Below are 24,956 nucleotides of genomic sequence, written 5' to 3' on the forward strand. Positions count from 1 at the left end.
GTTTGCTTACCGAACACATGGATGGTGCTTTTTTCCTTTGCCAAAATTCTTTAGCAGAAACTGGGGGGTGGCAGATAGCCTAGTTTTGAGTGCAATCGTACGCGCTGTTATAGAAGCCGACGATGTATTCGGCACTGGTGTTAACGCAGTGTGCTATCAATAATCATGGTTGAGGTGATCTGCTAAGAATATTGTAGCCACCCACGGAGTGAGCCTTCATGTTAATTTTGACATGGAGGCGAACATGAAGAAGCGATTTAGTGAAGAGCAGATCATTGGTATTTTGCGTGAAGGCGAAGCAGATGGAGCAGTCATCCGCGACATTTGCCGCAAGCACAATATTACGGAACAGACGTTTTTCCGCTGGCGGAACAAATATGGTGGGATGACTGTGTCAGATGCACGCAAGCTTAAGGATCTGGAGTCGGAGAATGCCAAACTGAAGAAGATTGTTGCCGAGCAGGTGTTGGCAATCGAAGGCTTGAAGGAAATTGCAGCAAAAAAATGGTAACCCCGGTAGCGCGGCGCGAAGCGCTGGCCCTGCTGAAGAATAAAGGTTTATCGGAGCGTGCGGCCTGCCGTATGACCGGGGTGAGCCGACAGGTTGGCAGCTACGAACTCAAGCAACCTGACAAGGATCGAATACTAACTGCTTCATTGGTTGAGGCATCGAGCCGATATCCGCGGTTTGGTTATCGGCGCATTGCTGTGATGACGTGCCAAAGTGCTAGCCGCGTATGGCGACTGTGGAATAGACTGGGACTGAATTTGCCCAAACGGCGGCCCAGGAAGCGGCGCTGTGGCACTGACATACGCATTCCTGGTGCAACCCGGCCAAATAATGTCTGGTCGTACGATTTCGTGCATGATCGTCTGGCTAATGGAAATCCACTCAAGCTGTTATGTGTGTTGGATGAGCATACGCGTGAATGCCTTGCAATCGAGGTCGGGAAATCCTTGCGCAGCCAGGATGTGATTCTGACCCTGTCGCGGTTAATGCGACTGTACGGGAAACCAGCATTTATTCGATCAGACAATGGAGCGGAATTTACCGCCACAGCAGTAATGAAATGGCTGCGAGACCAGAATGTTGGACCGGCTTACATCAAACCGGGCAGCCCTTGGCAGAACGGATTTGTGGAAAGCTTCAACGGCAAGCTGCGAGACGAATGCCTGAATCGCGAATGGTTCATAACGCGACACGAGGCAAAGATATTGATCGAGAAATGGCGGCAGTTCTACAACAACGAGCGTCCCCATTCTTCACTTGGCAATCGAACCCCGGCTGAAGCAGGTCGGGAACGGTCGTCAACTATAGTACTCGAACCCGAAGGCTCACTTTCGAATTGGCTATAAAAAACGAGAGCAGGTCAATAATACATCTGTCGCCTACCTCCTTTTTTTATAACCTAACAACCGGATAGATGGTTAAAAAAGAATAGTAAAAATCGTCAAGGATAGGATCACATGACAGTCGTCTCGATTAATAAATGTCTAGACCCATAGAGGACTCTTGATTAACTGTTATGTGGCGGAGGGAGCTTATGAATAGGTATGATATTCAATGGATCGCTTTCATCGTCAGGGAGGTTGTGGCGCCACTCTTCGCACTGATAATGACTGTCTTCATGGCGGTGATCGCATATCGAAAGGGGTTGTTCCGTGAGATTACAAAAAAGCCAGAGATTCACGAAGCGCCGCACCCAGCAGTAGCGATTACGCCCTCCGAACTTCAGCGGCAGCTTACATACGACGTAAACAAGTTTGATGACTACCATCAACAGAGCATAAATCAGTCGCGAATTAGCTTCTGGTTTAGTTTGGCTTTCGCGTCTATCGGTTTCATTCTTATCGCCACATCCGTCTTCGCGTATTCCGACAAGTCCGGATACCTTGGCGTCGTGGCTGGCACTATTATCGATGTGGTATCAGGTCTATTCTTTTATCAGTCACACAAGGCGCGTCAGCTTATGTCGGATTTCTTCGACAAGCTCCGGTCCGATAGGAAGTTGGAGGAATCCTTAAAGCTCTGTGAGACGATCGATAGCGCGCAAATGCGAAACGCCCTCAAGCTAAAGCTGTCTCTGTTCTTTTCTGGCCTAGACAACACCGACCAGATAGCTTTAGAGATTCTGCGCCTAACGAATACCCCTGTACCTATCCCAGGAGTCGGGCAACCGCATATCGTGTCGGTTGACGAGACAACCCAAAAGCTCCCTGAAGCCGATGGTTCCACATAACCTGCCATTACAGCGCACGGACACATTGGACTTTCCCCGGTTTGGTTAAGCCTAAAGCATTGCAAGGAGGAGCAAATGCAGCAGGCTAACGGCGGTAGTTTCCACGATATTTAGAGGCGGCTCAAGATCAAGTGCTGACGTAGGAATGAGTGTAAGCTGGCGATTTATATACAGGGAAGCACACAGAATTCGGAAAAAATCGTACGCTAACAAATCATAAAGTAAATGATTACAGTAACTTACAAAGCTTAGTTGGTAATAATTTTTGATTTAATTTTATAGCCAGTAAAAAATTATAGTAATCAATATCTTGTAAAATGTTAACGTACTTTAAATGCCGAATTCTGAGGCGACCCCCAGTAGAGAGAGAATTCCCAGCAGCACTTTTTCCTATTATTTTTTACACATTGCATTTGATGCAGCATCTCCCGCCGCAATAACGATGGAAATTGCGGACCCAGCGAACACACTTACGCCCGGTATGGCTCCAAGAATTCCCTTCAATGCAGTTAATGCGGTTCTTGCGCTCGGCCAGATGCCGCAGAAATCTACTCCCATAGCCTCAGCTTTAGAGACTTCAGATTTCTTTATCAGCTCTGTGAGTTCTTGGATTTGCTTTGTTTCTTCTGTACTAGGCATTATTTTTTCCTCTTTTCATGGAAGGTTAAAAATGGAGTAAGGCGCGGCTCCTGTCGCGGCAATAGCCGCGCCGTCCAAGACCGCTTCGTTAGGTTGCGCCGGGGACAGACCGGTATAATTGGTGAAAAGGAGATTAAAGTCACAGCGTGATGCGAAGGGCTGAGCCTTTTTGAGCGCGGAAAAAACTTTTTCGCCCGTGATCGTATCTTTGCTTTCCTCTACATCCAAGTAAAACCGAAGTCGATCTACTAACTTGGAAAGCCCGAAACTAAATTTAGGAAGACCCATTTCAGCAGCAGAAAGAAATTGTTCTAGTGCCACTTTATGTTGACCATCTCTTGCAGCTAATTCGGCCTGAAGAACATAAGTATCAGTGTCTGGAGCAGTTTCCGCTAGTCTAGCAATAATCTTTCTTATCGCAGTGAGCTCACTTACCTGCAATACAATATAGACGGTAGCAATAGCCGCTGTCGCATTTACCTCAGCAATACTTATAATGTCAGATTCGGTCAAAGAAGTTGCCACTCCGATTAGCTCGGATAGACGCCCCGCACTTCTCAACCTAATTAGCTCATCAACTACAGGAACACCCAATTCCGTCACAGTATTAAGACCCACACCTGCCACACTTTTCAAAACAACCACGCTGGATTGAGATGGAATTATGATATTTAGCGCTGGCTCATGCACTTGAAGCAACTGGAGAGTGGCGGTTAAGGAAGTTCGATTTTCAATGCAGACTCCTCCTTTACTTGAGGTCAATAACGGTTTTGGATCGGAAGAATTAAATTGCGATTCTGTAAAGGCATCCTTAAAGACGCGTATCCATATAGTCGTTGCTCCGTTAACGGTCCCTGGGATCTCCTTCCCTTGTTCGGTCGGCCCCATTGATTCTATTTCTAATCCGGCTGGCAAGGACCCGAACGAAGCAGGTGTGTTTAAATGTGAATATGAAATATTCTCTAGTATTGCCCCAAAGGTAGTACTTTTGACCACCTCTGTAACGAGCGGGTGCTCGATGATTGCCTTATAATTTTCCGAGGACTCTATAGTACTAATTACCCGGTGAGCTATTTTCTCTAGATCAATTGAACCATCCGCAGTAATTGAAATTGGTTGAATAATATTGACACCAAGAGGTAAGGATATGTTTGTTAGGTATTCTCCACTCGGAAGGGAGTGTGCCATGTCGCCGATATTTGCAAGTGATCCCCGACTTACAAGTGTGTAATCGGGTTCACGAATTTCGACTGGCGTGCTCCCTGCCGCTTCAAATACTTTTCCCAGAATCTGACGAATATCACTCATTCTGTTCTCTTTCACAAGGCGGATCAGGTGTGAAACGACAAAGCGTAATTAAAAAAAGGACCTCGTACATTAACTAATTCCTCCGGCAAGTCGCGTAACCTTGGTTTCATAGTAGATGGCACTGCCGCGTCTATTGCATAGATGCCGGCGGGCTTCGAGCATAAAAAAGGATTCTCAAAAGGACCGCTCATCCGTCCCGACGAATTCACACCCGGAGAATCGAATCTGACAGAAGCAAACTTGGCAGCTTCATCCGGCTCAAAATTCAGAAAACAGCGTACGGAGGGAGTCTCAGTTAGTTTGCAAAAGGGTTGGTCACTTGAAAGTGAATTTAACTTGTCAATATTGAGAGAACGTACTCCTATTTTCGAATTCGCATTGTGATAGTTGACTAGTTTGCTCATTGCCTCAGCCAATGTTCCTACAGTAACGTACCAACCCCGCTTACCATTTAGCAGCGCAATTTTGTCACCTGCCGCGCCATCAAGACAGTCCAAAAGATCTTTCCCAAATAATGTTCTCTGGCCCTTGATGCCATATGTTGAATAGCCTGCAGCAGAAGCAAAGAATATTGGGGCAGTCCTGTCATCAATGCCACCCGCTTCAATCCTAAAAACCGATGAGGGTTGCTGAGTTTCAAATTCACGCAATTTTTGAATATCAGCGCGACAGGCATCAATAAAGTAAATTTGTGTCTTTGGAAGATTTGGAATTGACTCGAAATTCGCCATTCCATTGTAAATATTGCTCACATTTACAGCATATTCAAGTATGTTCTCACTAGGTCCCCGCAAGAAATCCTCCAAGAGGAGAATAGAATCTCCCCGGCTTTGTTGGATTCCATGGCCGCCAAAATAAAAAAGAGTTCCGTTCCCCGGCGAGAAAGATGAAGCGTCTCGCCAATTTATCAATGCGGATTGCACGTTTTCGAGGGTGGCGGGCGCGAGTTGCTTTAGCGAATTATCGTTGCTCACTTCGAGTGAAGAAGGCGAGGCAAGAAGATGAATCGATTTGAGGGGCAAGAAAAGATTTTTTGAATGGGCAATAAGCCAGTCGGCAATATCCTTTACTGTCTTTACTGGAGCTGACAACTGCCCTATCCCATATGTTTCAGTAACTGCTGCTTTCCCGCTTGACGCATATGGGTAATTACTAACCCCAATGAGAAGGACATAGAGCGCAGGATCTTTAAGAGACTTGTCCTCCCAATAGATTGTGCCCATTGCTCTCTCCTAGTCAATCATGTAAGGATATGATTCACTGCTTTGGTCTCCCTTTGCACTTCAAATTTTGGATTTATTTTGAAGATATCCTTCCACAGGAGATTTGCCGACAGTAATAACTTTTATAGTTCATTTTTCTATTTTTTTCCAAAATTGGTGTAATACAGGCAAAAAGGATCTAATGGAACAAATATTGAACTGACTATACGGAGGAGGTTTTTTTGAAAAACCATCAAAAATTGCTACGGGGGATCCGAGCTCAGATACAGGAGGTCACAAGATCGGCATTCTTGAGTAGCTGCACTAAAAAGAAAAGGTGACTTCATCCAATATATGCTGAAAACATCTATCATCCTAACGATGTTGCTGTTAACCGGTTGTGCAACAACGATCCAATCACGGGTAACGGTCTTTCATGAACTTTCGTCTGAACCTAAAACCTTCGCTTTTATTCAACTAAAAGAACAGGAGGGGAGCCTTGAACATAAGCGCTACGAAGAACTGGTAAGATCGCGCCTTGTTCAACGAGGATTCAATGAAGTGACATTGTCCGAGGCCAACTACGCTGTTGGTATTGCGTATAGCATTGGATCACAACAAGTTACCGGGTCTTATCCCATCTTCGGGCAGACTGGAGTTTCGTCGGCTACAACCTACGGCTCGATGTCGGCCTATGGCAACACTGGTACGTACTCCGGCACCACAACTTACACACCGAGATACGGAGTTGTCGGCTCGCAAACATATACGTCTACAGTTTACAAACGGCAGCTCAACCTAACTTTCTACGACAAAAAATATTTTGATGAGCAACGCAAACTTCGTTCCGTGTATGAAATTCGTCAGATTGGCTTGAAGATAGTTTGGTTCCCGCCGTACAGACGTTCATAAAACTCGGCAGCGTATCGGTCTGTCATTCCCGCGACAAAATCACAGATGACACGCATTTTCGCTTCTTCGCTCTTTGCTCTCGAGTGCAACTCCTGAAAGTCTTTTGGAAGCAAGCTCTCTCCGTCAGTTTTGGAGAGCGCGACAAAGATCTTCTTCACGATCTCGTAGCCTCTGAAGTGAACCAATCGTAACCGGGGAGACCGTATGACGAGCTCGTAATTCAAGTGTTTCAAAGTCTCCACAAGAAGCAGAGTATTCTCCTCCAGCCATACCTTCGACAGAGCTGGATGCTGCTTATCGTACTTAAAACGAACCCCTTGAATGAATGTTCCGATAAGGTCCGACGTAAAGTCTGTTCTCATGTATCCATTGGCACCAAGCGTCTGGGAAGCAGAATGCGCCGACATGCAGATAGTCATCGCCTCAGCCTTGATATTTTTGAGTGGATGTTCAGGGATGATCTGACCGAAAATGTGATATGCAATTGCAATTATGTTGTCTTCAGTTACAGTCTTGTTAGCGTGTGCTGCAGGGAAACCCGACTCCATCATCGCGCTGCGCACTTTTCGGACGACGTTCTCTCTGACTGTGTTATTGCTATGGATGTCGTCGAGAATTTGAAGAGGACTCAAGAATCCTCCCTTCAATGAGTCCTCCAGATCATAAGTGGAGTACGATATGTCGTCCGCTATGTCCATGATCTGGCATTCGACAGTCTTGAATTTTCCAGCTACGTGGCTACCATTGAGAACGCGTCTCTTGATCTCCTTGACGAGTTCGGCTTCAGAACCGTAATAGCCTTTCACCAAACCTGGTTGGTTGCGCTTCGGAATCTCCTTGTCGTACTTCAGTGTTGCAGCGAGCGCTCGATAGGTAAGATCAAGACCCAACCTCCCGTCTTCGTCTGCAAATTTTGCTTCGGTGTCTAAAACCTTCTTCTCGATCCGAGCAAGAATTCGCAAGGTTTGTGCATTTCCTTCAAACCCACCATATTTGTACATTAGGTCATCAAGCGCGACCTCGCCGTTGTGACCGAATGGCGGATGACCAAGATCGTGGGCCAGTCCCGCGAACGCCACCAAGTCCGTATCAAGGGGAGAATCCTTGAGCTCAGCAATCTCGGTATTCAGCTTGATTGCAATAGAGGATGCGATCTGCGACACCTCTAGGGAGTGGGTAAGCCGATTTCGGAAAAAGTCTGATTCAATCCCAGGGTAGAGTTGGGTTTTATTTTGCAACCTACGGAACGAAGGGGCGTGGATCAGGCGCGCATAGTCCTTCCTGAAACTGGTTCGATACAATTCTTTTGCATCTTGTCCTCCCTTACCGCTTATCCGTTCACGTTCAGCCGCGTTGTACATGTTCTCCCCAAAAAAATAGGGCCGCTCAAACGACCCTATTGATACACGATCTTTAACTCTTTTTTCCAACCTTCGTTGTGGCAAATTGACCTGATTTTGTACTGTGAACAAATACGGGCAACTCAGATCGGAATGGTTTACTACTTACAATAACTGTGGCAAGTGCTGCCCCTTTGACGCTGCCTGCTTGCACAGCTTTCACTAAACCTTGGTTGTGCAAAGGCGGAAATCCAAGTTTTGTAGTCATCTATTTCTCCTGCTATTTGTTTATATGTGAGTGTACAGATAGCTCGCCCTCTGAGGCAAGCAGTCCATCGGCAATCTCATGCAACATGCCGCTTTCCGAAGCAGACTGTTAGCTGCTTCTTGAGCGAAAGGTGCCGAACGGTGTTCAGGGAAGTGCAACTGAGTGGTTTGAGCTTGTCCCTAGCTCCAGCAAGAGTGATCTCGCACACTTTATCTGCAAATGGTGAGCCTCTTGCAAAAGTCCCTGAGCAAGCGATCGCGATGAGTGCGGCTCGCCGCTCAGGGCGATTTTTTGTTGATCAGTTCTGTTTCTGCGGCCTCTTCAGACCCAAATCGTCATTTTTCCCTTGTTACGCCGATACCTCTCCAGGCACTGCTGGTGTCAGCGCCCGCGCATGTGTCCCGATGCCTGCCAGCTACGTGAGCAAGCGCAACAACTGGTCCGCCGTCAGCCCCAGGAGGCCAAACATGAGGTGGCTCATCACCTTGGTGTGGCCTCGGACCCAGATCTGTCTGCCACCGAATTCATGCTTGAGGCGCGCATTCGCGCGCTCAGCCTGGCTGCGTTCCTTGTAGCGCTGCTTCTGCGCCGGGTCAAACTCGATTTTCTCGCCCCCGCGCGGGTTGTGGTCAATGAGCGGCACATGCCCCAAACTGCGGCTGTGATCCCGAATCTCCGCGCTGCAATAGGCCGCATCCATCAGGTCATAGCAGTGGGTCACCCGCTCTTGCGTCATCAGTGCCAGGGGAACCGCTGTCTGGCTGTCATGCACCGAGGCGCTGGTGAGCAGCGCGCTCACCACGACCCCGCAGTCGGCTGTGTCCAGGTGCAACTTGTAGCCGTTCCAATTGATCTTGTAACCTTGCGCGTTGCACTTGCTGCCACGATCACATGCCTTGGGCAGCGCGGCCAGTATCTCGGTCAAGCTCTGCCCCAGTTGTCGCGCAATCGTCTTGAGCCTGGGCGCGCGCACTTCGTCTTTACGCGGACGGCCACGCTTCGCCTGGGCAGCGGGTGGGGTCTTCTCCTTGCGGGCCGGCCGCTCTCTCGCCACGATCGCCGTGCCATCCCGGCTGATGTGGCCAATCAGCGCTTGGCCCAGATGTGCCTTGACCAGCGCTTCATGCACGCGCTGCGCCAGCTTCGCCTGCGCGAATTGGTCAAAGGCCCGCGAGAAGGTCGAGGGCGCAGGCAGCCGCTTCCACATCGAAAAACCGCATATCCGCCGCAGCGCCCGGTCCATCTGTAGCCGTTCGGTCAACGCCTCGGTCGTGGTCAAGCCCAGTACCGCTTTGGCGACAAACGCGCTCGCCAAAGCAGACCGATCATGCGGCGACCGGCCCACTCCACGCCAGGCCGATTCGACAAATCCTTCGATCCGCACCCATTCCAGCACGTGGATCACTTTCTCCAGCCGCGGCGTGAGCGGCCCAACTTCCCATCTCAGCTCAGGTATCAACGCCTGCTGAACCACCGACCACCGTTGCATTATCAATCCGCGTTGCGTACTATCCATTTTGGGCGTAGATGTTTGTCTCGATAACTCACATCATGCCAGCAATGGCTGCGCCCAACCTCTCCTCACACCCCTACACGTGAAATAAATTCCGCTCATCAAGCGAGTTTTGCAAGTGCCTCAGTATTGAAATAGCAAACTCTATTTCTCCACTTTCCATCAAAAAATCGATCTGCCGGCTGTTGCTATTTTGAACCGCGGTTAAAGAAATGGATCTGTTTTTTGAACGATTTTCGCACTTCTTCTGTTTTTGCATATCAAGCCGCCTGCTTTCAGCAGGCGGTCGGGCGCGGCCTTAGCCGCGCTGCACTTTTTATTTCAGCCTCCAAACTCTTTTTTTTTTGATCTCGTCGTGCATGGCGTCCGGTGCCAGGTCAAGTTCACCCGGCCAGGTTACTGCACCAAGTTCGACGTACACCTGGGCGAATAAATCCGGATCGGCCAGCACGGCAAAAACACCGGCATCGGATGCGCGTACAAACTCTGACATATCGACTTCGCCTTCCAGTCCATCGATGAAGCGAACGTGTAGCCGATAGCCGTCAAGTGGTTCTACTGCCTTCACCCGCCAAGGTGCCTTTACCTGTATAGGCGGGACTACAGAAGAGGCGATATCTTCTTTGGTGATTGCCTGAGTTGACATAATTCCCAATCCTCCATGGGTTCTTCACGGTGTTCCTGCGCCCATTCCAGCACCAGCGCCCGCCGTGACATTTTTCCTCTTAATACGCCTAGTGTGCGTATGTCGATCACTACGTCATCCTCCGCATAAACCGCATGAAAATGCGGAGGCGAATGATCGCGCCAATACATCTGAATTATAATCCCATAAAACGTACTTATGATTGGCATGGTTCTCTCTCCTCGGTTAAGCGGCTTTCAGTTTCGGATTGGTCGTTTTTCACTAAACCCATAATATAGCGGTGTGCTTTGCTGGCTTGGTTGGCTGCGGTGAAAATTGCACGTTTGTTGCTTTTCAGCACCTTCAGCCATGATTCGATATATCCGGCATGATTCGGCAAAACCAAGTTCCGCATTCAGGAAAGCATTTCCAAGCTCAGCAATCAATTCCTCGAAAGCGTAGGATTCTGTACCGAATCGGCTGCCGAAGTCACGCGCTAAACGGTACTTGGCTTCGGTCCAGTGTGTCAGCTCATGCAGGGCTACGCCGTAGAACTCGATCTCGGAAGCAAAACGGGTGCGTTCCGGCAAGTAAATCTCATCGGTCGAGGGACGGTAAAACGCTTTCTCGCATTGTTCCGCGGATGACTGCGCCTGAATGCCTGACAACGCTCTCGGCTGCATCGATCTGCTGAAATTCGTTAAGCCGCGTTGTGGCCTTGGCTTGTCTATGCCGTCTATCTGGTTAAGATCGAACAACCAGAACGGACTGATTATCCGTGCCGACTCGGCTTTCTCGGCGTCGCCTTTGCGCGGTTCTCGTTCAATCGCCTTGAAAAAAAAGCACGTAACGCTTTTTTCACCTTTGCGAACTTGGCCGCGCATATCTGCGGCTTGCTTGTAGGTCAGCCACCTGTCACTTGAATAGCCGTGAGTCATGGCCGAGGCCCACAACAAAAGCACGTTTACGCCCTGATAGGCTGCGCCGGTCTTATGGTTGCGGGGCAAACCATTGCCGGTTCGTGCCCAAGTAATCTCACTTTTTTCCGCTTTCCAACATAGCGATGACTTCATCTACGATCTGCGTGTACATGTCTTTCTTAGGGGTGCTAGGAACTTCCGTCGCCGGATAAGTTCCGTTATTGCCGGTTGGGTCGCAAGCTGAGACCAGTTGAGCGCTGTCACAGGATTTACTCAGAGATTCTCCTGGCTGTTCAGGTGCCCTTCCTCAGGTGGCTTCACGGTTCTAAATATCCGAAGCAATAGCAAATCATAGATAATTTTCAGCCCGCCCGCGATAACCAGAGGCCAGCCGAAGGACGATATGCTTAACAGATAACCTGCCAGGAAAGGACCCGCGGCCGATGCCAGGCTGCGCGGAACCGAAGTCATACTCGCCGCCGCCGCGCGTTCCTCCGGGGGCACGATCGCCATGACATATGAGCTTCGCGCCGGCACATCCATTTGCGAAAGACTGCTCCGTATCAGCAATAGCGCAATTGCCCAGCCCAGCGTCGGCATGAATGGGAGGAGAATCAAAAGTATATTCGCGGGCAAATGCGTAAATACCATCGTATTTATCAATCCAAACCGGTTGGCAATGCGAATCGCCGCAAGGTAGGAGAGCGCGGAGAATATACCCGTCCAAAAAAAAATAGTCCCGGCCATCGAAATGGAAAGCTGAAACTTCTGGAACAACCATAACGCCAGCATAGATTGCACCACAAAGCCGCCGCCGAATGCATCCAGGCTGAATAGTGCAGCGAGAGTAAAGATGATCTTTCTGGATTTCTTTAATGGAGCGGAGCGGGCCTTGTTTGCGGTTCCTGTCTCGGTAGCCGCCGTTTCTTTTGGCAGGGTTGCATAAATTGCCGCGCACAACAATCCCGTTATGCCGTACAACACAAACATGGCTTGCAGTGCGCCTCTGGCATCGATCTGGATTGACGCCGCTGCAAAGTCAGGTAATCCGGCAGCGAGCGCCCCAGCGGCTGCCACAAGGGCACCGACCATGCTATAGCGTACGAAGACGGCGGTACGCTGGCGGTCCTCAACAAATCGAGAGAGAACCGCATGCTCAAGCGGTAAAAACAGGCTGACGTCGCCGCTGGAAGGGTTCAATGTCCCCACGAAAGCCACCAGCAGCAAGGGCCAGAACTCGGTGACAGTCGCAAAGCTGAAGCCGGTTGCGGCCATCAGCGCAGTCGCCATCAGCAACAACGTCTTATAGGTGAAGCGATAGGCCTGGAAACCAGCCAATAATGTCACGATGCCGGAGCCGATCAGGGTGGCGGTCGTGATGATGCCAACCTGAAACGGGTTCATGCCCAGCTCGATCAGATAGATCGGCAGCAGAAGACTGACGTAGCCGTCGCCAAAGGCCCGCAGGCCGCGAACCCATAAAATGCGGATGAGAATGGGTGAATTCACTTCGAGCTCAAGCGTGAAAGACAGACAAGATATATATCACGAGCACGCTGGATTCATCTCCTTTCGAGAGTTTTCGGCAGGAAGGCGTTGTCCTGTTTGATGGATGGTTACATAATATTAACAGTAGGTCAGGCGTCACTACCCGACTCAATTTGCCAGAAAAACCGGTGCAGCATCGCAGCATATCGGAGTTCAATCTCATGAAATCTGCCAATACGGCCGAAATGCGGGAAACGCGCATGCGGAACGCGCTTTGGGGGCTTTTTATCGGCGATGCGCTGGCAATGCCCGCGCATTGGTTTTACAGCCTGAGTAACATCCGGCAATATTTCGATGGTGGTATCAGAAAATATGAGGCCGCGCCTCATCCTCACCCTGAAAGCTTCATGGTCGGGATGACATACTCTCCGGACGTTAAGACCGCAAATCGCCTGGGTCGTCCCTATGACATCCTTCACGAACACGCCCGTTTCTATGAAACCAGTTATAGCGAGTCGACTATCCAGTCTTTGGAACAGGAGAGCGAGCACGGCAATCATGTTCCCCGGCTGGAAGACCGCTTCCATTACCATCACGGATTGATGGCTGGGGAGAACACGCTTGCTGCCCACCTGGTCCGCGTGCTCATGCGTTCGGTAATACGCCTGGGCCGCTATGATCCACAAGACTTTCTTGAAGGGTTTATAAAGCATCTCACTACACCGGGGAAAAACCGCGATCCCTATACCGAAATCTATATCCGGCGATGGTTCGAGAATTATTCCCGGGGGTTTCCGCCTCATGCCTGTGCGGAACTGCAACGCAACATATGGTCTATCGGCTCCCATGGCGGCGTTTTACGTCCCATGGTTCTCGCGATGCTGGTTGAGAGCGCTTATCAAGGGCTTGGGTTCGCCATGGAACATCAGTGTCTCACCCACCGCTCCGAAAATGCAGCAAGCGCGCTGGGTGTTCTTGTTCCGCTTTTGAATTCACTGGTAAACGGTGCCGATCCGGTCGAGGCCATTTCTGCGCATGCCAGGCCGATACGCACGCCTCATATCACCGGTGAGGCGCTTTTCGCGGCTTATCGCAAGCATAATGGCCCCGGCAACATCCCGAAAGATGAGATGTGGCGGCTTCATGTGACACTTGACGATGCGCCTTATGAAGTCGTGCAATTCGCGCGGCAGTATACCGAGCGTGAAGTGATACGTCATGTTCTTGCAACTGCGTGCTATCCGGAACACGGTCTTCCGCTGCTCCTGTATCTCATCATGAAACATGATCTTGGAGTGGAGGAATCTCTTTTGGCCAACGCCAACGCCGGCGGGGACAGCGTCCACAGAGGCATGATCATGGGGCTGATTGCCGGGGCGGCCAATGACGACCTGCCGGAGCATCTGATAAGAGGGTTGGTTGCTCGCGACGAATTGAAGGTCGAGATTGATGCATTCGTGGACATCGCGCTGCGGGGAAACGCTATCTGACCGGTATTCCAGGTGTGCTGTAATTTCGCTCGCAGTGTGTCACAGGGTTCTGGATATTGGCGGCCTGTGCCGTTTTCAGGGAAAATAATTTCATGAGCATAAAGATAAGTTTTGCCAGCAATTCAGATAAGTAAACCTGGTGGGAGAGGAAACCATAATGCGGCATTTGCGTGCGATTAAATATTCTATTGAAGATCGAAATACACGGTTCGTGGCCTATTGGGTCACCGCTGTGGTGGGGTCGTGCCTTATTGCGATAAATCAGGGAATTCCATTGTTTCTGGGAGAACCGATGACGCCCGGACGGTGGATTTCGGCCTGCATCACTCCAGTGGTTCCGTTTCTGGTCAGTTGCCACGGACAAGGAATGAAGAAGACGGGCTAGCGTTTTCTTCGCGAGATTAAAACCGCAATACTTGAGACCTGATGGTGATGACCTGAAGTGGCTTAATCCCGGGTTCGGGGCTGAGTCGAGCGACACGCGGGAACATGCGATCAACCTTGGACGCCGCAAAGCTCGCCATGCCCGGCGTACCGACGGGAAGCGATACCCTACGTTTGTTCTCCACTATGGAGGATGGCTTGCTATCCCAAAGTCTATAATCTATAAAGATTGAGGCAGCATTCGTTTATTAGTTGCTCACGCTGAGTAATCGGCTTGAAACTCGCGCCAGAAGCGGCTTCCATCAACCTTATGCAGTGGGGATCTTATGAGACTGCTTCTTTTTGGATCATTGTTTCCCGCCATGAGCCGTCTTGTTTTTTCCGGTATGCTGCTCTTCGGATTCGCGCCGCATGTTGCATTCGCCCAAGCTCCAGTGCCGGTTGAGACGACGATGGAAAACATGCTTTCAGCTATCCAATCCGATTCATTGGCAGCTTTTGTGTCCTCCGGGGATCCAGCGTTCAAAGCCGGTATAACAGAAGAGATATTCGATAACATCAGCGAATCTCTCGGCTCCCGCCTCAAGCAAGGCTATACCGCCAAATTTCTGACCCAGCTGAATCAGCAGGGTTTCACGGTTTATTTATGGAAGCTGGAGTTCAAGGATGCCGGTGACGATGTCCTTGTCAGTGCTGCCATAAAGGATGGGAACGTCAGTGGGTTCTGGTTGCGGTAGCAATCCACTCGACTAGTTTTCAGATTCTCCATGATTAGAGGCGTCTTGCGAAGTGTGGATTGGAGACCGTCGGTACGTGTTGGAAACTCATAAAGCCCTAGTCCAGTCTAATAAATGGCACATGAATTGGAAGTATGCATTGGGAAAATAGGGGAGTTGATGGGCATATCGAGGGGATTCAGAGTCTGAGCGTTTATAAAATTAACAGTACAATTTTTAAGGGGTAATTTTCGGGCCAATCACGAGAATTCCATGAAAAAAGTCCAATCAGCCTGCCTTATCGCCATCTTGCTGGGTTCGATTCCCGGTGGCTTGGCATGGGCGCGCGGCGGCGTCGGTGGGGGGCAAATGGGAGGTGGGCATTTTGGAGGTGGAAACGTTGGCGGGGGCCACGTTGGCGGGGGCCACGTTGGGGAAGGCCACGGAGGCGCAGGTTTCAGGGGAGGGGGAGGTGTAGGCGGCCCGTGGGTGGGGACGCATCGCGGAGGAATACACTGGGGAGGTTATTACCGTGGTTATCGGGGCTATGGTTATCGCGGATATGGATACGGTTTTGGTGGGTACGGCCTGGGCCTGGGGTTAGGCTTGGGCTATGGTCTGGGCTATTACGGTTATGGCTGGGGTCCGCCTTATTATTACCCACCCTACTACGCATCTCTACCCACAACTGTCGTGCCCCCGGTGCCGCTAGTGTATATACAGCGTCCGGATACGGTGCCGCCCACGTCGGCGCCCGTATTACAATCCAATTACTGGTATTACTGTGAGAACCCGGAGGGTTATTATCCAGAGGTTAAAGAGTGCGCCGAGGGCTGGCTGCAGGTTGCGCCTCGACCGCCCAATCAATGAAAGGAATACCGTCATGTATAGCATGCTCAGAAGGTCCGTTTTACTGTTGTTATTCTCGCTGGGCGCGTGCGTGAGCATACCGTCGGGTCCCAGCGTAATGGCTCTGCCAGGTTCGGGTAAAACCTTCGATCAGTTTCGAAATGACGACTTCTACTGTAAACAATATGCCAGTGAACAAGTTAGTGGGGTAACGCCGAATCAGGCCTCCATTTCCAGCGGGCTAGGGAGTGCCGCCGTGGGTACGGGGCTTGGTGCGGCGGCTGGCGCGGCTTTGGGTGGCGGGACCGGTGCCGCGATTGGCGCGGGTAGTGGATTGTTGGGCGGGGGGTTGGTGGGAAGCAGCACCGCCAGCGAATCAGGATATATTAATCAGCAACGCTACGATATGGGTTATATACAATGCATGTACGCCAAGGGTAATCGCGTCCCGATAGCCGGTCAGATCATGGATAACGCTTCCATGAGCGGTCCCGGTCAGAGTATAAGTGCGCCACCTCGGGCAGTCGATTCACGCCGTTCTCCCCCTCCACCGCCGCCCGGTAATCCACCCCCTCCGCCACCGCCATGAAGCGCTTGTGGACTCCGTTGCTAACCCGGATATTTCATAAATTGACGCGCGCCCTTGCTGGTCTTTTGTTTCGTATGAAAATTTCGTTCAGTCGGGCGTATGAATAACTACGCCACTCTTTCACAAAATCTCGCTACAAAACAAAAGCCTGCGCAATCATCACGCGAATTTATGAAACATCCGGGCTAATAGCAGCTACTCGTAGCGCAAAAATTCCTCTGCCAGCGAGTCAGCGCCGTAGCGCCTGATCAGCGCTTCAATCTCCGAAAGCAGGGCGTCGTCTTCATCGTCCTCCAGGACGCCATCGCCGACCAGCCTGGCTGGCAGGCCCGAGGCGATGGCATCTCTTACCGTTTCCAGCGTCGGTGGATTCTCCCGGTTCTCGTCGTTCATCACAGTTTCAATCACCCGGGAAAGCGGCTCGCTGGCGGTGCTGCGGGAAAAGTCGATAGCGAGCGCATCATCGCCGAACTCCTCGATCAGTACGTCGAGCTCGTCAAGCAGCGATGCGTCGATATCGATATGGTGCAACCGCTCCGCTTCGCTCAACGAAGCGGGCAACAGGTTCGTGATAAAGGCGCGTACCGAAGCGAGCGTTGCAGGTTGCTCGGCATCCGGATCGTTGACCTGGCTTTCAATAAGCGCCGACAGATTGGGGCTGACGTAAGTGGCAATATCAATCGAATTTTGAATCATGGTGTTTTCCCCGGTGCAAAATGCTCGAATGGCAGTGCATGAAGGTACTTGATTCGTTTTAAAAAAGTGGAGTTTGGTTGGTATTTACCTTCCCCAACTGCTGTGTCAGACTTTGTGTAAAAGAAGATGTCATGTTCCTCAGTTTAGGCCGCATGACAAAAAAGTCAATATTCGGCTTCCATGCTTTTACGCTTGAAGTTGAAGCTGCGGATTTTCGCACCGCGAACTCATTCGGAAGTTTCGTAGTTAAACGGCAGTATCAAATAAAGGTATATGTGTTTGTTCCGATCCCGGAAAGATTAGCGATCTTTTCGAAGATCGCGGCAATGTCGGCATTCGGGCTTGGCATGCGAATATTTCACGGTTCGACCTCTGTGAATATATTGGTAGACCGTCGCGGAGAGCAGTTTCCTTGCGTTTGCACGATCCATTCGGTAACACCGAGGGGTCATATAGCAGGGCCGGTATCGGCACAATACGTTTGATTTACACTTGACAGGTCTTGTGGGTTCTCCTATAGCTACTAATAGGATATTCGTTCTGAGTGAGGGTAAATACGGCAGACCAGGCGCTTACCAAAGGAGTATCAGGGGTCTTGCCAACCCAATTTCCATCACATTTCGAACACACGCGGATTGGCATTTCCGGTCCAGAAGCAGCTGCTGAGCGTGCCAAGGAATGATATTTCCGGGGATAGCAATGTATCAAAATATTCTGGTTCCAGTTGACGGTAGTACAACTTCCAACCTTGCAATACAGGAAGCCGCCCGGCTTGCCCAACACCAAGAGCAAAGTACGCACTTGGAGCTGGTGCACGTGGTCGCCGACATTCATCTTATGGACGCAAACAGCTATATCAATTACGACGAGATGAAAGAAATAGAAACGAGCATCGGCAAAAAAATACTGGCACAAGCACAAACGTTGGCGCGGCAAGCAGGCATGACAGCGGAGGTAAAGCTGCTCGAGGCCGGTGGTAATCGCATCGCCAGTGTACTCGTAGCGGAAGCCAGCCGCTGGCCAGCCGATTTGATCGTCATCGGGACCCATGGCCGCTCCGGCTTCAGCCGCGTACTGTTCGGCAGTGTCGCCGAAGGAGTGGTGCGCACCGCCCATATACCTGTGCTCCTGATTCGCGGCGCTTAGGCCAGGACCCAGATAAATGCAAATATCATCCCAGCTCATTATGAAGCCATGCCGTCCGGTTTACCCTGGCGGGCTGCACAATATGAATCATCGAGAGGATATAGCCATGAAATTCCAACTGCAAATCACGACACGCGATGTTCCCCATTCTGAAGCACTGGAGAACCATATCCGGCAAAAAGCGGAAAAGCTCGAGACGTTTTATTCGAATATCATTGGATGCCGTGTGGTCATCGAGGTCCCGCACAAACACAAACATCAAGGCCGCGTGTTCGATGTGCGTCTCGACATTACTGTGCCGGGCAAGGAGCTTGTGGTGACCCGAGAGGCGGATGAGGATGTGTATGTTGCACTGCGGGACGCATTTGGCGCTGCCAAGCGCCAGCTTGAAGACTACGGCCGCCGCCAGCGGGGAGACATCAAGGCGCACGCGCCTGTGCTGCGCGGGAAAGTAGTGCGTCTGGTAGCAGAGGAAGATTATGGATTCATCGAGACGCCCGACGGGCAGGAACTATACTTTCATCGCGAAAACCTCGCTAACGTCAATTTTGATCAACTGGTGGCAGGCAGTGAGGTGCAATTCCTGGAGGATATCGGCAGTGAGGGCTTTCAGGCGAAACGGGTGAGCACGGGTAAGCGCCATGCTGGAGAAGGCGAGGAAGAGGAAGAGGAAGAGTAAGAAATGACCGGCAAACTGTAAATCATGAATAAACAATAGGGAATCCGGCTGCTTGCAAAGTTATTCGAAAAGGTGAAGGCGCTGACTTGAAAATGAGCTTGAAAATGAGCCGTTATCTGTGCGGACCGGGGCCGGGCGCGTGACAGCCAAGCTGGCTGCTGGAGACGCGCTGATTTTCGTGGACGTGCAGAACGATTTTCTCCCTGGCGGCAGCTTGGCCGTGCCTGCCGGCAACGAGATCATTCCGATACTCAATCGTTACATAGCGCTTTTTCATGCATATGGGTTGGCTATTTTCGCCACTCGCGATTGGCATCCGCCGGACCACTGCTCCTTTATCCGACAGGGAGGGCCGTGGCCGCCTCACTGCATCGAAGCAAGCCCGGGCGCGGCATTTCCCGCCAGCCTTCAGTTTCCCTGCGATATACACATCATTTCCAAGGCGACCACCAAAGAAAAGGACGCGTATTCCGGCTTTACCGATACCCCCCTCGATGCTTTACTGAAATCGTCTGGCATCGGGCGCGTATTTATCGGGGGGCTCGCTACAGAATATTGTGTGCTCAATACCGTGAAAGATGCCCTCCAGCTTGGCTATGCGACTTTCATCCTCACGGACGCGGTTCGTGCGATCAATTCAAACTCGAATGACGGTTTGCATGCGCTTGAAGAAATGGAGCATCTTGGCGCTGTCCCCATCCATTTTGAAGCGATTTCGGCGTGAATCCGCTTTCCAGTCCGCTATTGACTGACCATTATCAGCTTATGATGTTGCAGAGCTACCTTGAGCAGCACATGGAGGAAACCGCGGTATTTGAGCTTTTCATACGCAAGCGCGCCCCGGGGCGAAATTTCATGGTTGCGGCCGGGCTGGAACAGGTGCTTGATTTTCTAGAAAATATAAGATTTTCGCCGGAAGAGCTGGCTTGGTTGGCTCCACGTTTCGCACCTTCTCTTATCGCCTATCTCGAGCAATTTCGTTTTAACGGCGATGTTCATGCCATGCCGGAGGGAAGCCTGTTTTTTCCGGATGAGCCTATCCTGCGGATTACCGCTACGCTGCCACAAGCTCAGCTGGTTGAATCGCGCATTATGAATCTGATGCATTTTGAAACGTTGATCGCCTCCAAGGCGGCCCGCTCCGTGCTGGTTGCGCCGGACAAGTTGCTGGTTGATTTTGGCATGCGCCGTGCACACGGGGCGGAGGCGGCGCTGCTCGCCGCGCGGGCGAGCTATCTGGCAGGATTTTCCGGTACTGCTACCGTATTAGCCGGGGCAGTGTATGGAATCCCGCTGTTCGGTACCCAGGCTCATTCCTACATTCAGGCACACGAGAACGAAGCAATCGCTTTCGAGCATTTTGCACGTTGCCATCCGGACAACGTGATTCTGTTGATCGATACCTACGACACCGAGGTCGCCGCAGCCAAGGTGGTTGCGCTGGCCCGCAAACTTCGAGCATGTGGTATCCATGTCAAGGGTGTGCGGCTCGATAGCGGCGATCTTGCGGTCCATGCCCGGCAGGTGCGTGAAATACTGAACGAGGGCGGATTGGAAGAGGCGACCATTTTTGCCAGCGGAAACCTGGATGAATACCGGTTGCGCGCGCTGTTGTCTTCCGACTCATCGCCCGCTGCGCCAATAGACGGTTTTGGTATAGGGACTGCACTCGATGTCTCCAGCGATGCGCCTTCCCTGGACTGTGCGTACAAGCTCCAGGAATATGCGGGTAAGGCGCGGCGCAAGCGCTCGGAAGGGAAGGCCACCTGGCCGGGACGAAAACAGGTTTATCGTAAATATAATAGTGCTGACGGCTCCATGGCGGGCGATATTGTCGCGCTGGCGGAAAATGATTCTCATGATGGAGAGCCGCTTATTGTGCCCGTAATGCAGGCCGGCAGACGTATTAACGAAAGTACTCCCCTGAATGAGATACGTCGGCGGACTTTGGAGAACTATACCCGTCTTCCGAAACCTATGACGACTCTAGAGGTGGTTACGGCTTACCCGGTAGAAATTTCCACCTCGTTGCGAGCGTTAGCGAAGCATCTGGACGAGACGCAAAGCCCAGACGCTATAATCTGGCGAACGCAAGGCCCCTCGCTGGGCACGATGTAACTTTTTTAGACGCGGGCGCCAATAAGCGAAGCACGTTGCGTTGCATGTCCAAATTTATGGTTCGCTATAAAGCTCATGATAGCTCATGCATAGTTTATGCAGCAGCGTCCCGAGGGCGCTCCAAACATCAAATTACGTAACGCATCATCTATCCCTTCGAATTGCCGGGATATCCTTATCGCCATGTGTTGGGAGCAATCGAGCCAATTTTTTCCATGCCTCCAAATCGGTTGCAGAACTGTCGCCCTCATTGAAAAACTCTACCGTATGGAGCCGCTCCTGCGGCGATAGCGCTTCCTGCTTTTCCTGCAATGATTCCAGAACGGCGAGATTCGCTTCAGATGCATCCTTCGCATCGCTCTGCCGCTGAGCGATGCGCGCGCGCAGGGTGGCTGCGCCGGCCTGCAGCGACGCGATGGCAAACGGTGTCCCAAGCTCATGTGCGAGCTGGCGAAAATGCTCGCGCTCATTCTGTTTGAGAAAAGCCGCATCAACAATTACCAAAGCGCCGTCAGTAAGTAGTTCCCGTGCCAGTTCATGGAGACGGGCATAGGTGCGCCGTGTCACGTCTGCACCGTATATGTCGCCTATCTGCGAGCGGCTGTCCGCCAGCGGCGGTAATCCGAATAAACGCTTGCGCTCCACGTCGGAGCGGATGCGTATTGCCTGGAACCGTTCCAATGCGGCCTGCGCAAAGGTCGTCTTGCCCGATCCCGGCAAGCCATGGGTGATGATGAGCCCAGGGCAGCGCTTGGCGATGCGCTCCGCAGCCAGCGCAAGAAAACTGCGACAGCTTGCCAATGCCTTCCCCCTGGCACGCTGAGGCAGGCTTGCCTGTCCGGCGCGGATAGCCTTGACCATGGCGCGCACTGCGGCACGGTAGTAGATATAGTAACGCAGCACCGATACGCCGCTATAGTCGCCGGTGGTTTCCAGATAGGCATTCAGGAAACGGTAGGCGAGATCAGGCCGCCGGCAGTGCAGCAAGTCCATCACAGTAAAGGCGACTTCGCTAATCACGTCGATCCAGCGTAATGCAGGATCGAATTCGATGCCGTCGAAGGGAATGGGCTGCTGACCGATAAGCGCAATATTGCCGAGGTGCAGATCGCCATGACATTCGCGAATAAAGCCTCCTGCATGGCGCTGTTCGAACCGAACCAGGCATTTAGCATATTCAGCCTCGCCGGCGTGGCGCAGTGCAATCACGCCGGCCTCATCCTTGCTATCCTTCAACAAAACTTGTAATTGCTCGAAAATTTTCGATACCGCCGAATATACGGCAGCAGTGGAACCATACTCGGACCCCGCTTCTGCCGCAGGCAGGCTGGCATGAAAATCCGCGATAGTTACGGCGAGACTATCTATATGACGCGGCAGGATTTGGCCGCGCGATACCAACTGATCCAGTTGCTTGGACGAAGCAAAACGTCGCATCCGCACAGCATATTCTAAAGCCGGCAGTGCATTGAACTCAGGCATTTCCAGTGTTCCCCCGATGGGGACGACATCGAGATATATCTGCGGCGCGAGACGGCGGTTAAGCCGAATCTCTTCTTCACAGTAATAGCGGCGTAAGGCCAGGCTGGTAAAATTGACAAAGCCCAGGTCGATTGATTTTTTTATCTTATAGGCATATCGCCCCGCCAGAAGCACCCACGAAATGTGAGTTTCGGTCAGCCGCACGTTCTTCACCGCATGAGGATAGCGGCGGGGATCCAGCAAGGCATTGACCAGGTTGCGTTGAGCACGTTCGTCAGTGGATGGACCCTTGGAGGGCTGCTGCGATTGTTTGAACGTATTGGTCATGATGCCGTTTTTCGACTAAGAAGAAATCAGACGATCCAGACTATGTCATGAGCCTATGCAGGGCTTGACCCCTTGAGGTAAATCGCTCGGCTGAGGCGCTAGTCAAATTGTTCCGCAAAAATCGCGAGAAATCGATCAAGCTCATCCATTGGCAGACGGTTGATGCCTGCCGCCGCTTTACGCCCACCCCCAGTCTCAAACTTCATGCAAAGCACGTCTGCGCCCTCTGGCTTTGCTATCGGCGCACGCACACTGACGGCATAGTCTCCGTAGCGAGTTGGTGTAATCACCGCATGCGCGCGCGAGGGGTGATCGGTGGCCAGTTTGTTTGCAAAGACGCCCACCACGCGCCTTGCCCAAGGTGCGTCGGGCAACAAATAAGCAGCATGACTGGGATCCTCGGACAACGGAAGCAATGAACCTGCCATGCTCATATCATCGCGAAATCCCACTGCGAGCAGATTGAAGGCAGTTGACCTGGCAATAAAGTCGAATGGATCAGGATACGGCTTCATTTCTTCATAAAGCTTGACCGGATGAAAATGCAAGTCATCCACGTTATCGCCGTAGCCATTGTAATTCAGGTATTTTCCCAGACGTGCCAGTTGCTCTGTTTGTGATTCGGCAAGTCCCATCGATTTCGCAAGTAAGCGGGCGCTTTGTCCGAGATTATCGCCAAAGGCAGCGACAACAGCCCAAAGGCGGAACCGCCCTTCCAGGGATCGATCAACCAGAATGCTGGTGCATACATCGGCGGACACATCGATATGAGAAACCAGATTGATGTGTCGTGGTATTTCGCCGGCATAGTGATGATCGAAATACTCGACATGCACCGCCGCTTCCAATAACTGCATGAGCCGCGAACGGTTGCTATCCAGCGAAATGTCGAGTACGGTTACCCGGTCACCGGTACCGGCCTGCACCCTGTCAAGCAGCTTGATATCGCGCTTGACCCCGGTTACCAACTCTGCTTTTACCGGCTTCGCCAGCCGAAGCTGATGCAGCGCGCATAACCCGTCGGCGTCGCCATTGAATACATCGTAGTTCATATTATGTCTTGGAAATGTGGGCGCTTTTTGATTTATCGATAGTACTCTCAGCTACACTCCTGACAGTGCCGAATTTTGATTAACCGCTCGGATGATCATTCACCATGAAAAATATCATATTAACTGCAATATTGTTATTCGTGAGTTCGATGGCGCAAGCTGAAGTGCAGGGTCAGGAGGTGACTTACCGTGCCAATGGCACCTTATTGAAGGGCTATATTGCTTACGACGATGCGATTCAGGGCAAGCGTCCTGGCGTGTTGGTGGTGCATGAATGGTGGGGGCTGGGCGACTATGCACGCAAGCGGGCGCGGATGCTGGCGCAATTGGGCTATACCGCGCTGGCGCTGGACATGTATGGCGAGGGCAGGGAGGCTCATCATCCGGATGATGCCGGCAAGTTTGCGGGTGAATTGGCGAAGAATCTGCCGCTGGCGAAAATACGTTTTGAAGCGGCGATGGAATACCTGCGGCAACAAAAAAACGTGGATGCGAAAAATATCGCTGCGCTGGGCTACTGTTTCGGGGGGAGCGTGGTGTTGCAGATGGTTCGCCTGGGCGAGGATTTGAAAGGCGTGGCCAGCTTCCATGGCAATCTGGCGACAGAACATCCCGCGCAACCGGGTGAAGTCAGGGCACGGATCATTTCTTTTACCGGTACCGACGATCCCATGATTCCGGCAGAGCAAGTGGCGGCTTTCAAGCAGGAGATGGAAAAAGCCGGGGCAGATTATAAGGTCGTGACTTTCGCTGGCGCCAGGCACAGCTTCACCAATCCTGCTGCTGACGGGTACGGGCGCAAGTTCAACCTTCCGCTCGCTTACGATGCAGCGGCGGACAAGGCATCGTGGAACGAGACAATAAATTTTCTTGCCGACATATTCAAGCAGGAGTGATATTCGGCGTGCGCAGCACGCGGCTTTATCGCGAAATCCCTATGTAAGTTGAGGCGTTCACGCGCGATACTGCACGT

25 protein-coding genes are annotated in these 24,956 nt (G+C 51.6%); 12 read left to right on the forward strand and 13 right to left on the reverse strand.

Annotated features, from left to right (window positions below):
- The first annotated feature begins 244 nt into the window (after positions 1–244).
- Together KJS40_RS04285 and KJS40_RS04290 are read left to right on the forward strand one after the other, a co-directional pair.
- Positions 245–1,356, forward strand: a protein-coding gene (locus tag KJS40_RS04285) for an IS3 family transposase (RefSeq protein ID WP_244859667.1) whose coding sequence is annotated in 2 segments (ribosomal slippage) — positions 245–506 and positions 506–1,356 — 1,113 coding nt in all. Because the reading frame shifts where the segments join, the coding sequence is not laid out codon by codon here.
- 188 nt (positions 1,357–1,544) lie between these two features.
- On the forward strand, positions 1,545–2,240 hold the full coding sequence (locus KJS40_RS04290) for a hypothetical protein (RefSeq protein WP_213539192.1): 696 nt from the start codon (positions 1,545–1,547) through the stop codon (positions 2,238–2,240).
- Between the two features lie 393 nt (positions 2,241–2,633).
- Here the strand turns inward: KJS40_RS04290 and KJS40_RS04295 are convergent, their stop codons facing one another.
- From KJS40_RS04295 to KJS40_RS04305, 3 genes are read right to left on the reverse strand one after another with little or no spacing between them, the layout of a single operon-like run.
- Positions 2,634–2,879 (reverse strand): hypothetical protein, encoded by a 246-nt coding sequence (locus KJS40_RS04295; RefSeq protein WP_213539193.1) that lies wholly within the window; start codon positions 2,877–2,879, stop codon positions 2,634–2,636.
- A gap of 15 nt (positions 2,880–2,894) precedes the next feature.
- A complete protein-coding gene (locus KJS40_RS04300; RefSeq protein ID WP_213539194.1) occupies positions 2,895–4,187 on the reverse strand; it encodes a hypothetical protein in 1,293 nt (430 codons plus the stop codon).
- A gap of 23 nt (positions 4,188–4,210) precedes the next feature.
- On the reverse strand, positions 4,211–5,410 hold the full coding sequence (locus KJS40_RS04305) for a caspase family protein (protein WP_213539195.1): 1,200 nt from the start codon (positions 5,408–5,410) through the stop codon (positions 4,211–4,213).
- Positions 5,411–5,743: 333 nt separating this feature from the next.
- Here KJS40_RS04305 and KJS40_RS04310 point away from each other — a divergent pair, with 333 nt between their 5' ends.
- Positions 5,744–6,301 (forward strand): DUF4136 domain-containing protein, encoded by a 558-nt coding sequence (locus KJS40_RS04310; protein ID WP_213539196.1) that lies wholly within the window; start codon positions 5,744–5,746, stop codon positions 6,299–6,301.
- On the opposite strand, the gene dgt is transcribed toward KJS40_RS04310, so the two are convergent.
- The 7 genes from dgt to KJS40_RS04345 all read right to left on the reverse strand — a co-directional run bounded on the left by dgt (position 6,253) and on the right by KJS40_RS04345 (position 12,476).
- Positions 6,253–7,662 carry a dGTP triphosphohydrolase gene (dgt, locus tag KJS40_RS04315; RefSeq protein WP_213539197.1) on the reverse strand — a complete coding sequence of 470 codons (1,410 nt, stop codon included), beginning with the start codon at positions 7,660–7,662 and terminating at the stop codon, positions 6,253–6,255. The two genes, KJS40_RS04310 and dgt, sit on opposite strands and share 49 nt — an antisense overlap.
- A gap of 52 nt (positions 7,663–7,714) precedes the next feature.
- Entirely contained in the window at positions 7,715–7,909 is a 195-nt protein-coding gene (locus tag KJS40_RS04320; RefSeq protein ID WP_213539198.1) for a hypothetical protein, read from the reverse strand.
- Between the two features lie 415 nt (positions 7,910–8,324).
- A complete protein-coding gene (locus KJS40_RS04325) occupies positions 8,325–9,425 on the reverse strand; it encodes a transposase (RefSeq protein ID WP_213539199.1) in 1,101 nt (366 codons plus the stop codon).
- Positions 9,426–9,738: 313 nt separating this feature from the next.
- On the reverse strand, positions 9,739–10,068 hold the full coding sequence (locus KJS40_RS04330; protein ID WP_213539200.1) for a DUF2442 domain-containing protein: 330 nt from the start codon (positions 10,066–10,068) through the stop codon (positions 9,739–9,741).
- Complete coding sequence (locus tag KJS40_RS04335) at positions 10,023–10,277, reverse strand: DUF4160 domain-containing protein (protein ID WP_213539201.1); 255 nt, start codon at positions 10,275–10,277, stop codon at positions 10,023–10,025. Before KJS40_RS04335 ends, KJS40_RS04330 begins: the two co-directional genes overlap by 46 nt.
- A gap of 27 nt (positions 10,278–10,304) precedes the next feature.
- Positions 10,305–11,120 carry a zincin-like metallopeptidase domain-containing protein gene (locus KJS40_RS04340; protein ID WP_213539202.1) on the reverse strand — a complete coding sequence of 272 codons (816 nt, stop codon included), beginning with the start codon at positions 11,118–11,120 and terminating at the stop codon, positions 10,305–10,307.
- A gap of 120 nt (positions 11,121–11,240) precedes the next feature.
- The gene (locus KJS40_RS04345; RefSeq protein WP_244859693.1) at positions 11,241–12,476 is read right to left on the reverse strand and encodes an MFS transporter; all 1,236 of its coding nucleotides are present in this window, start codon (positions 12,474–12,476) and stop codon (positions 11,241–11,243) included.
- Between the two features lie 200 nt (positions 12,477–12,676).
- On the opposite strand from KJS40_RS04345, the gene KJS40_RS04350 reads away from it, so the two are divergent.
- The 4 genes from KJS40_RS04350 (at position 12,677) to KJS40_RS04370 (ending at position 16,483) form a co-directional block, all read left to right on the forward strand.
- A complete protein-coding gene (locus KJS40_RS04350; protein ID WP_244859694.1) occupies positions 12,677–13,945 on the forward strand; it encodes an ADP-ribosylglycohydrolase family protein in 1,269 nt (422 codons plus the stop codon).
- Between the two features lie 710 nt (positions 13,946–14,655).
- Positions 14,656–15,066, forward strand: a complete 411-nt coding sequence (locus KJS40_RS04360; protein ID WP_213539204.1) for a hypothetical protein — start codon at positions 14,656–14,658, stop codon at positions 15,064–15,066.
- Positions 15,067–15,318: 252 nt separating this feature from the next.
- Complete coding sequence (locus tag KJS40_RS04365; RefSeq protein ID WP_213539205.1) at positions 15,319–15,915, forward strand: hypothetical protein; 597 nt, start codon at positions 15,319–15,321, stop codon at positions 15,913–15,915.
- Positions 15,916–15,928: 13 nt separating this feature from the next.
- Positions 15,929–16,483, forward strand: a complete 555-nt coding sequence (locus tag KJS40_RS04370) for a glycine zipper family protein (protein WP_213539206.1) — start codon at positions 15,929–15,931, stop codon at positions 16,481–16,483.
- Positions 16,484–16,678: 195 nt separating this feature from the next.
- Here KJS40_RS04370 and KJS40_RS04375 read toward each other — a convergent pair whose 3' ends face one another.
- Entirely contained in the window at positions 16,679–17,179 is a 501-nt protein-coding gene (locus KJS40_RS04375; RefSeq protein ID WP_213539207.1) for a hypothetical protein, read from the reverse strand.
- Between the two features lie 699 nt (positions 17,180–17,878).
- Here KJS40_RS04375 and KJS40_RS04380 point away from each other — a divergent pair.
- From KJS40_RS04380 to KJS40_RS04395, 4 genes are all read left to right on the forward strand, one after another.
- The gene (locus KJS40_RS04380) at positions 17,879–18,325 is read left to right on the forward strand and encodes a universal stress protein (protein ID WP_213539208.1); all 447 of its coding nucleotides are present in this window, start codon (positions 17,879–17,881) and stop codon (positions 18,323–18,325) included.
- A gap of 106 nt (positions 18,326–18,431) precedes the next feature.
- A complete protein-coding gene (locus KJS40_RS04385; protein ID WP_213539209.1) occupies positions 18,432–19,004 on the forward strand; it encodes an HPF/RaiA family ribosome-associated protein in 573 nt (190 codons plus the stop codon).
- Positions 19,005–19,143: 139 nt separating this feature from the next.
- Complete coding sequence (locus KJS40_RS04390; protein ID WP_213539210.1) at positions 19,144–19,728, forward strand: isochorismatase family protein; 585 nt, start codon at positions 19,144–19,146, stop codon at positions 19,726–19,728.
- Positions 19,725–21,122, forward strand: a complete 1,398-nt coding sequence (locus tag KJS40_RS04395; protein WP_213539211.1) for a nicotinate phosphoribosyltransferase — start codon at positions 19,725–19,727, stop codon at positions 21,120–21,122. Before KJS40_RS04390 ends, KJS40_RS04395 begins: the two co-directional genes overlap by 4 nt.
- A 144-nt stretch (positions 21,123–21,266) precedes the next feature.
- Here the strand turns inward: KJS40_RS04395 and KJS40_RS04400 are convergent, their stop codons facing one another.
- Both KJS40_RS04400 and KJS40_RS04405 read right to left on the reverse strand, forming a co-directional pair.
- Positions 21,267–22,931 carry a bifunctional aminoglycoside phosphotransferase/ATP-binding protein gene (locus tag KJS40_RS04400; RefSeq protein WP_213539212.1) on the reverse strand — a complete coding sequence of 555 codons (1,665 nt, stop codon included), beginning with the start codon at positions 22,929–22,931 and terminating at the stop codon, positions 21,267–21,269.
- 98 nt (positions 22,932–23,029) lie between these two features.
- Positions 23,030–23,983: an acetyltransferase gene (locus KJS40_RS04405; RefSeq protein WP_213539213.1), complete on the reverse strand. Its 954-nt coding sequence runs from the start codon at positions 23,981–23,983 to the stop codon at positions 23,030–23,032.
- A gap of 104 nt (positions 23,984–24,087) precedes the next feature.
- On the opposite strand from KJS40_RS04405, the gene KJS40_RS04410 reads away from it, so the two are divergent.
- Positions 24,088–24,879, forward strand: a complete 792-nt coding sequence (locus KJS40_RS04410) for a dienelactone hydrolase family protein (protein WP_213539214.1) — start codon at positions 24,088–24,090, stop codon at positions 24,877–24,879.
- Positions 24,880–24,956: the final 77 nt, after the last annotated feature.

Source organism: Nitrosospira sp. NRS527 (assembly GCF_018406445.1).
GTDB classification, from domain to species: domain Bacteria; phylum Pseudomonadota; class Gammaproteobacteria; order Burkholderiales; family Nitrosomonadaceae; genus Nitrosospira; species Nitrosospira briensis.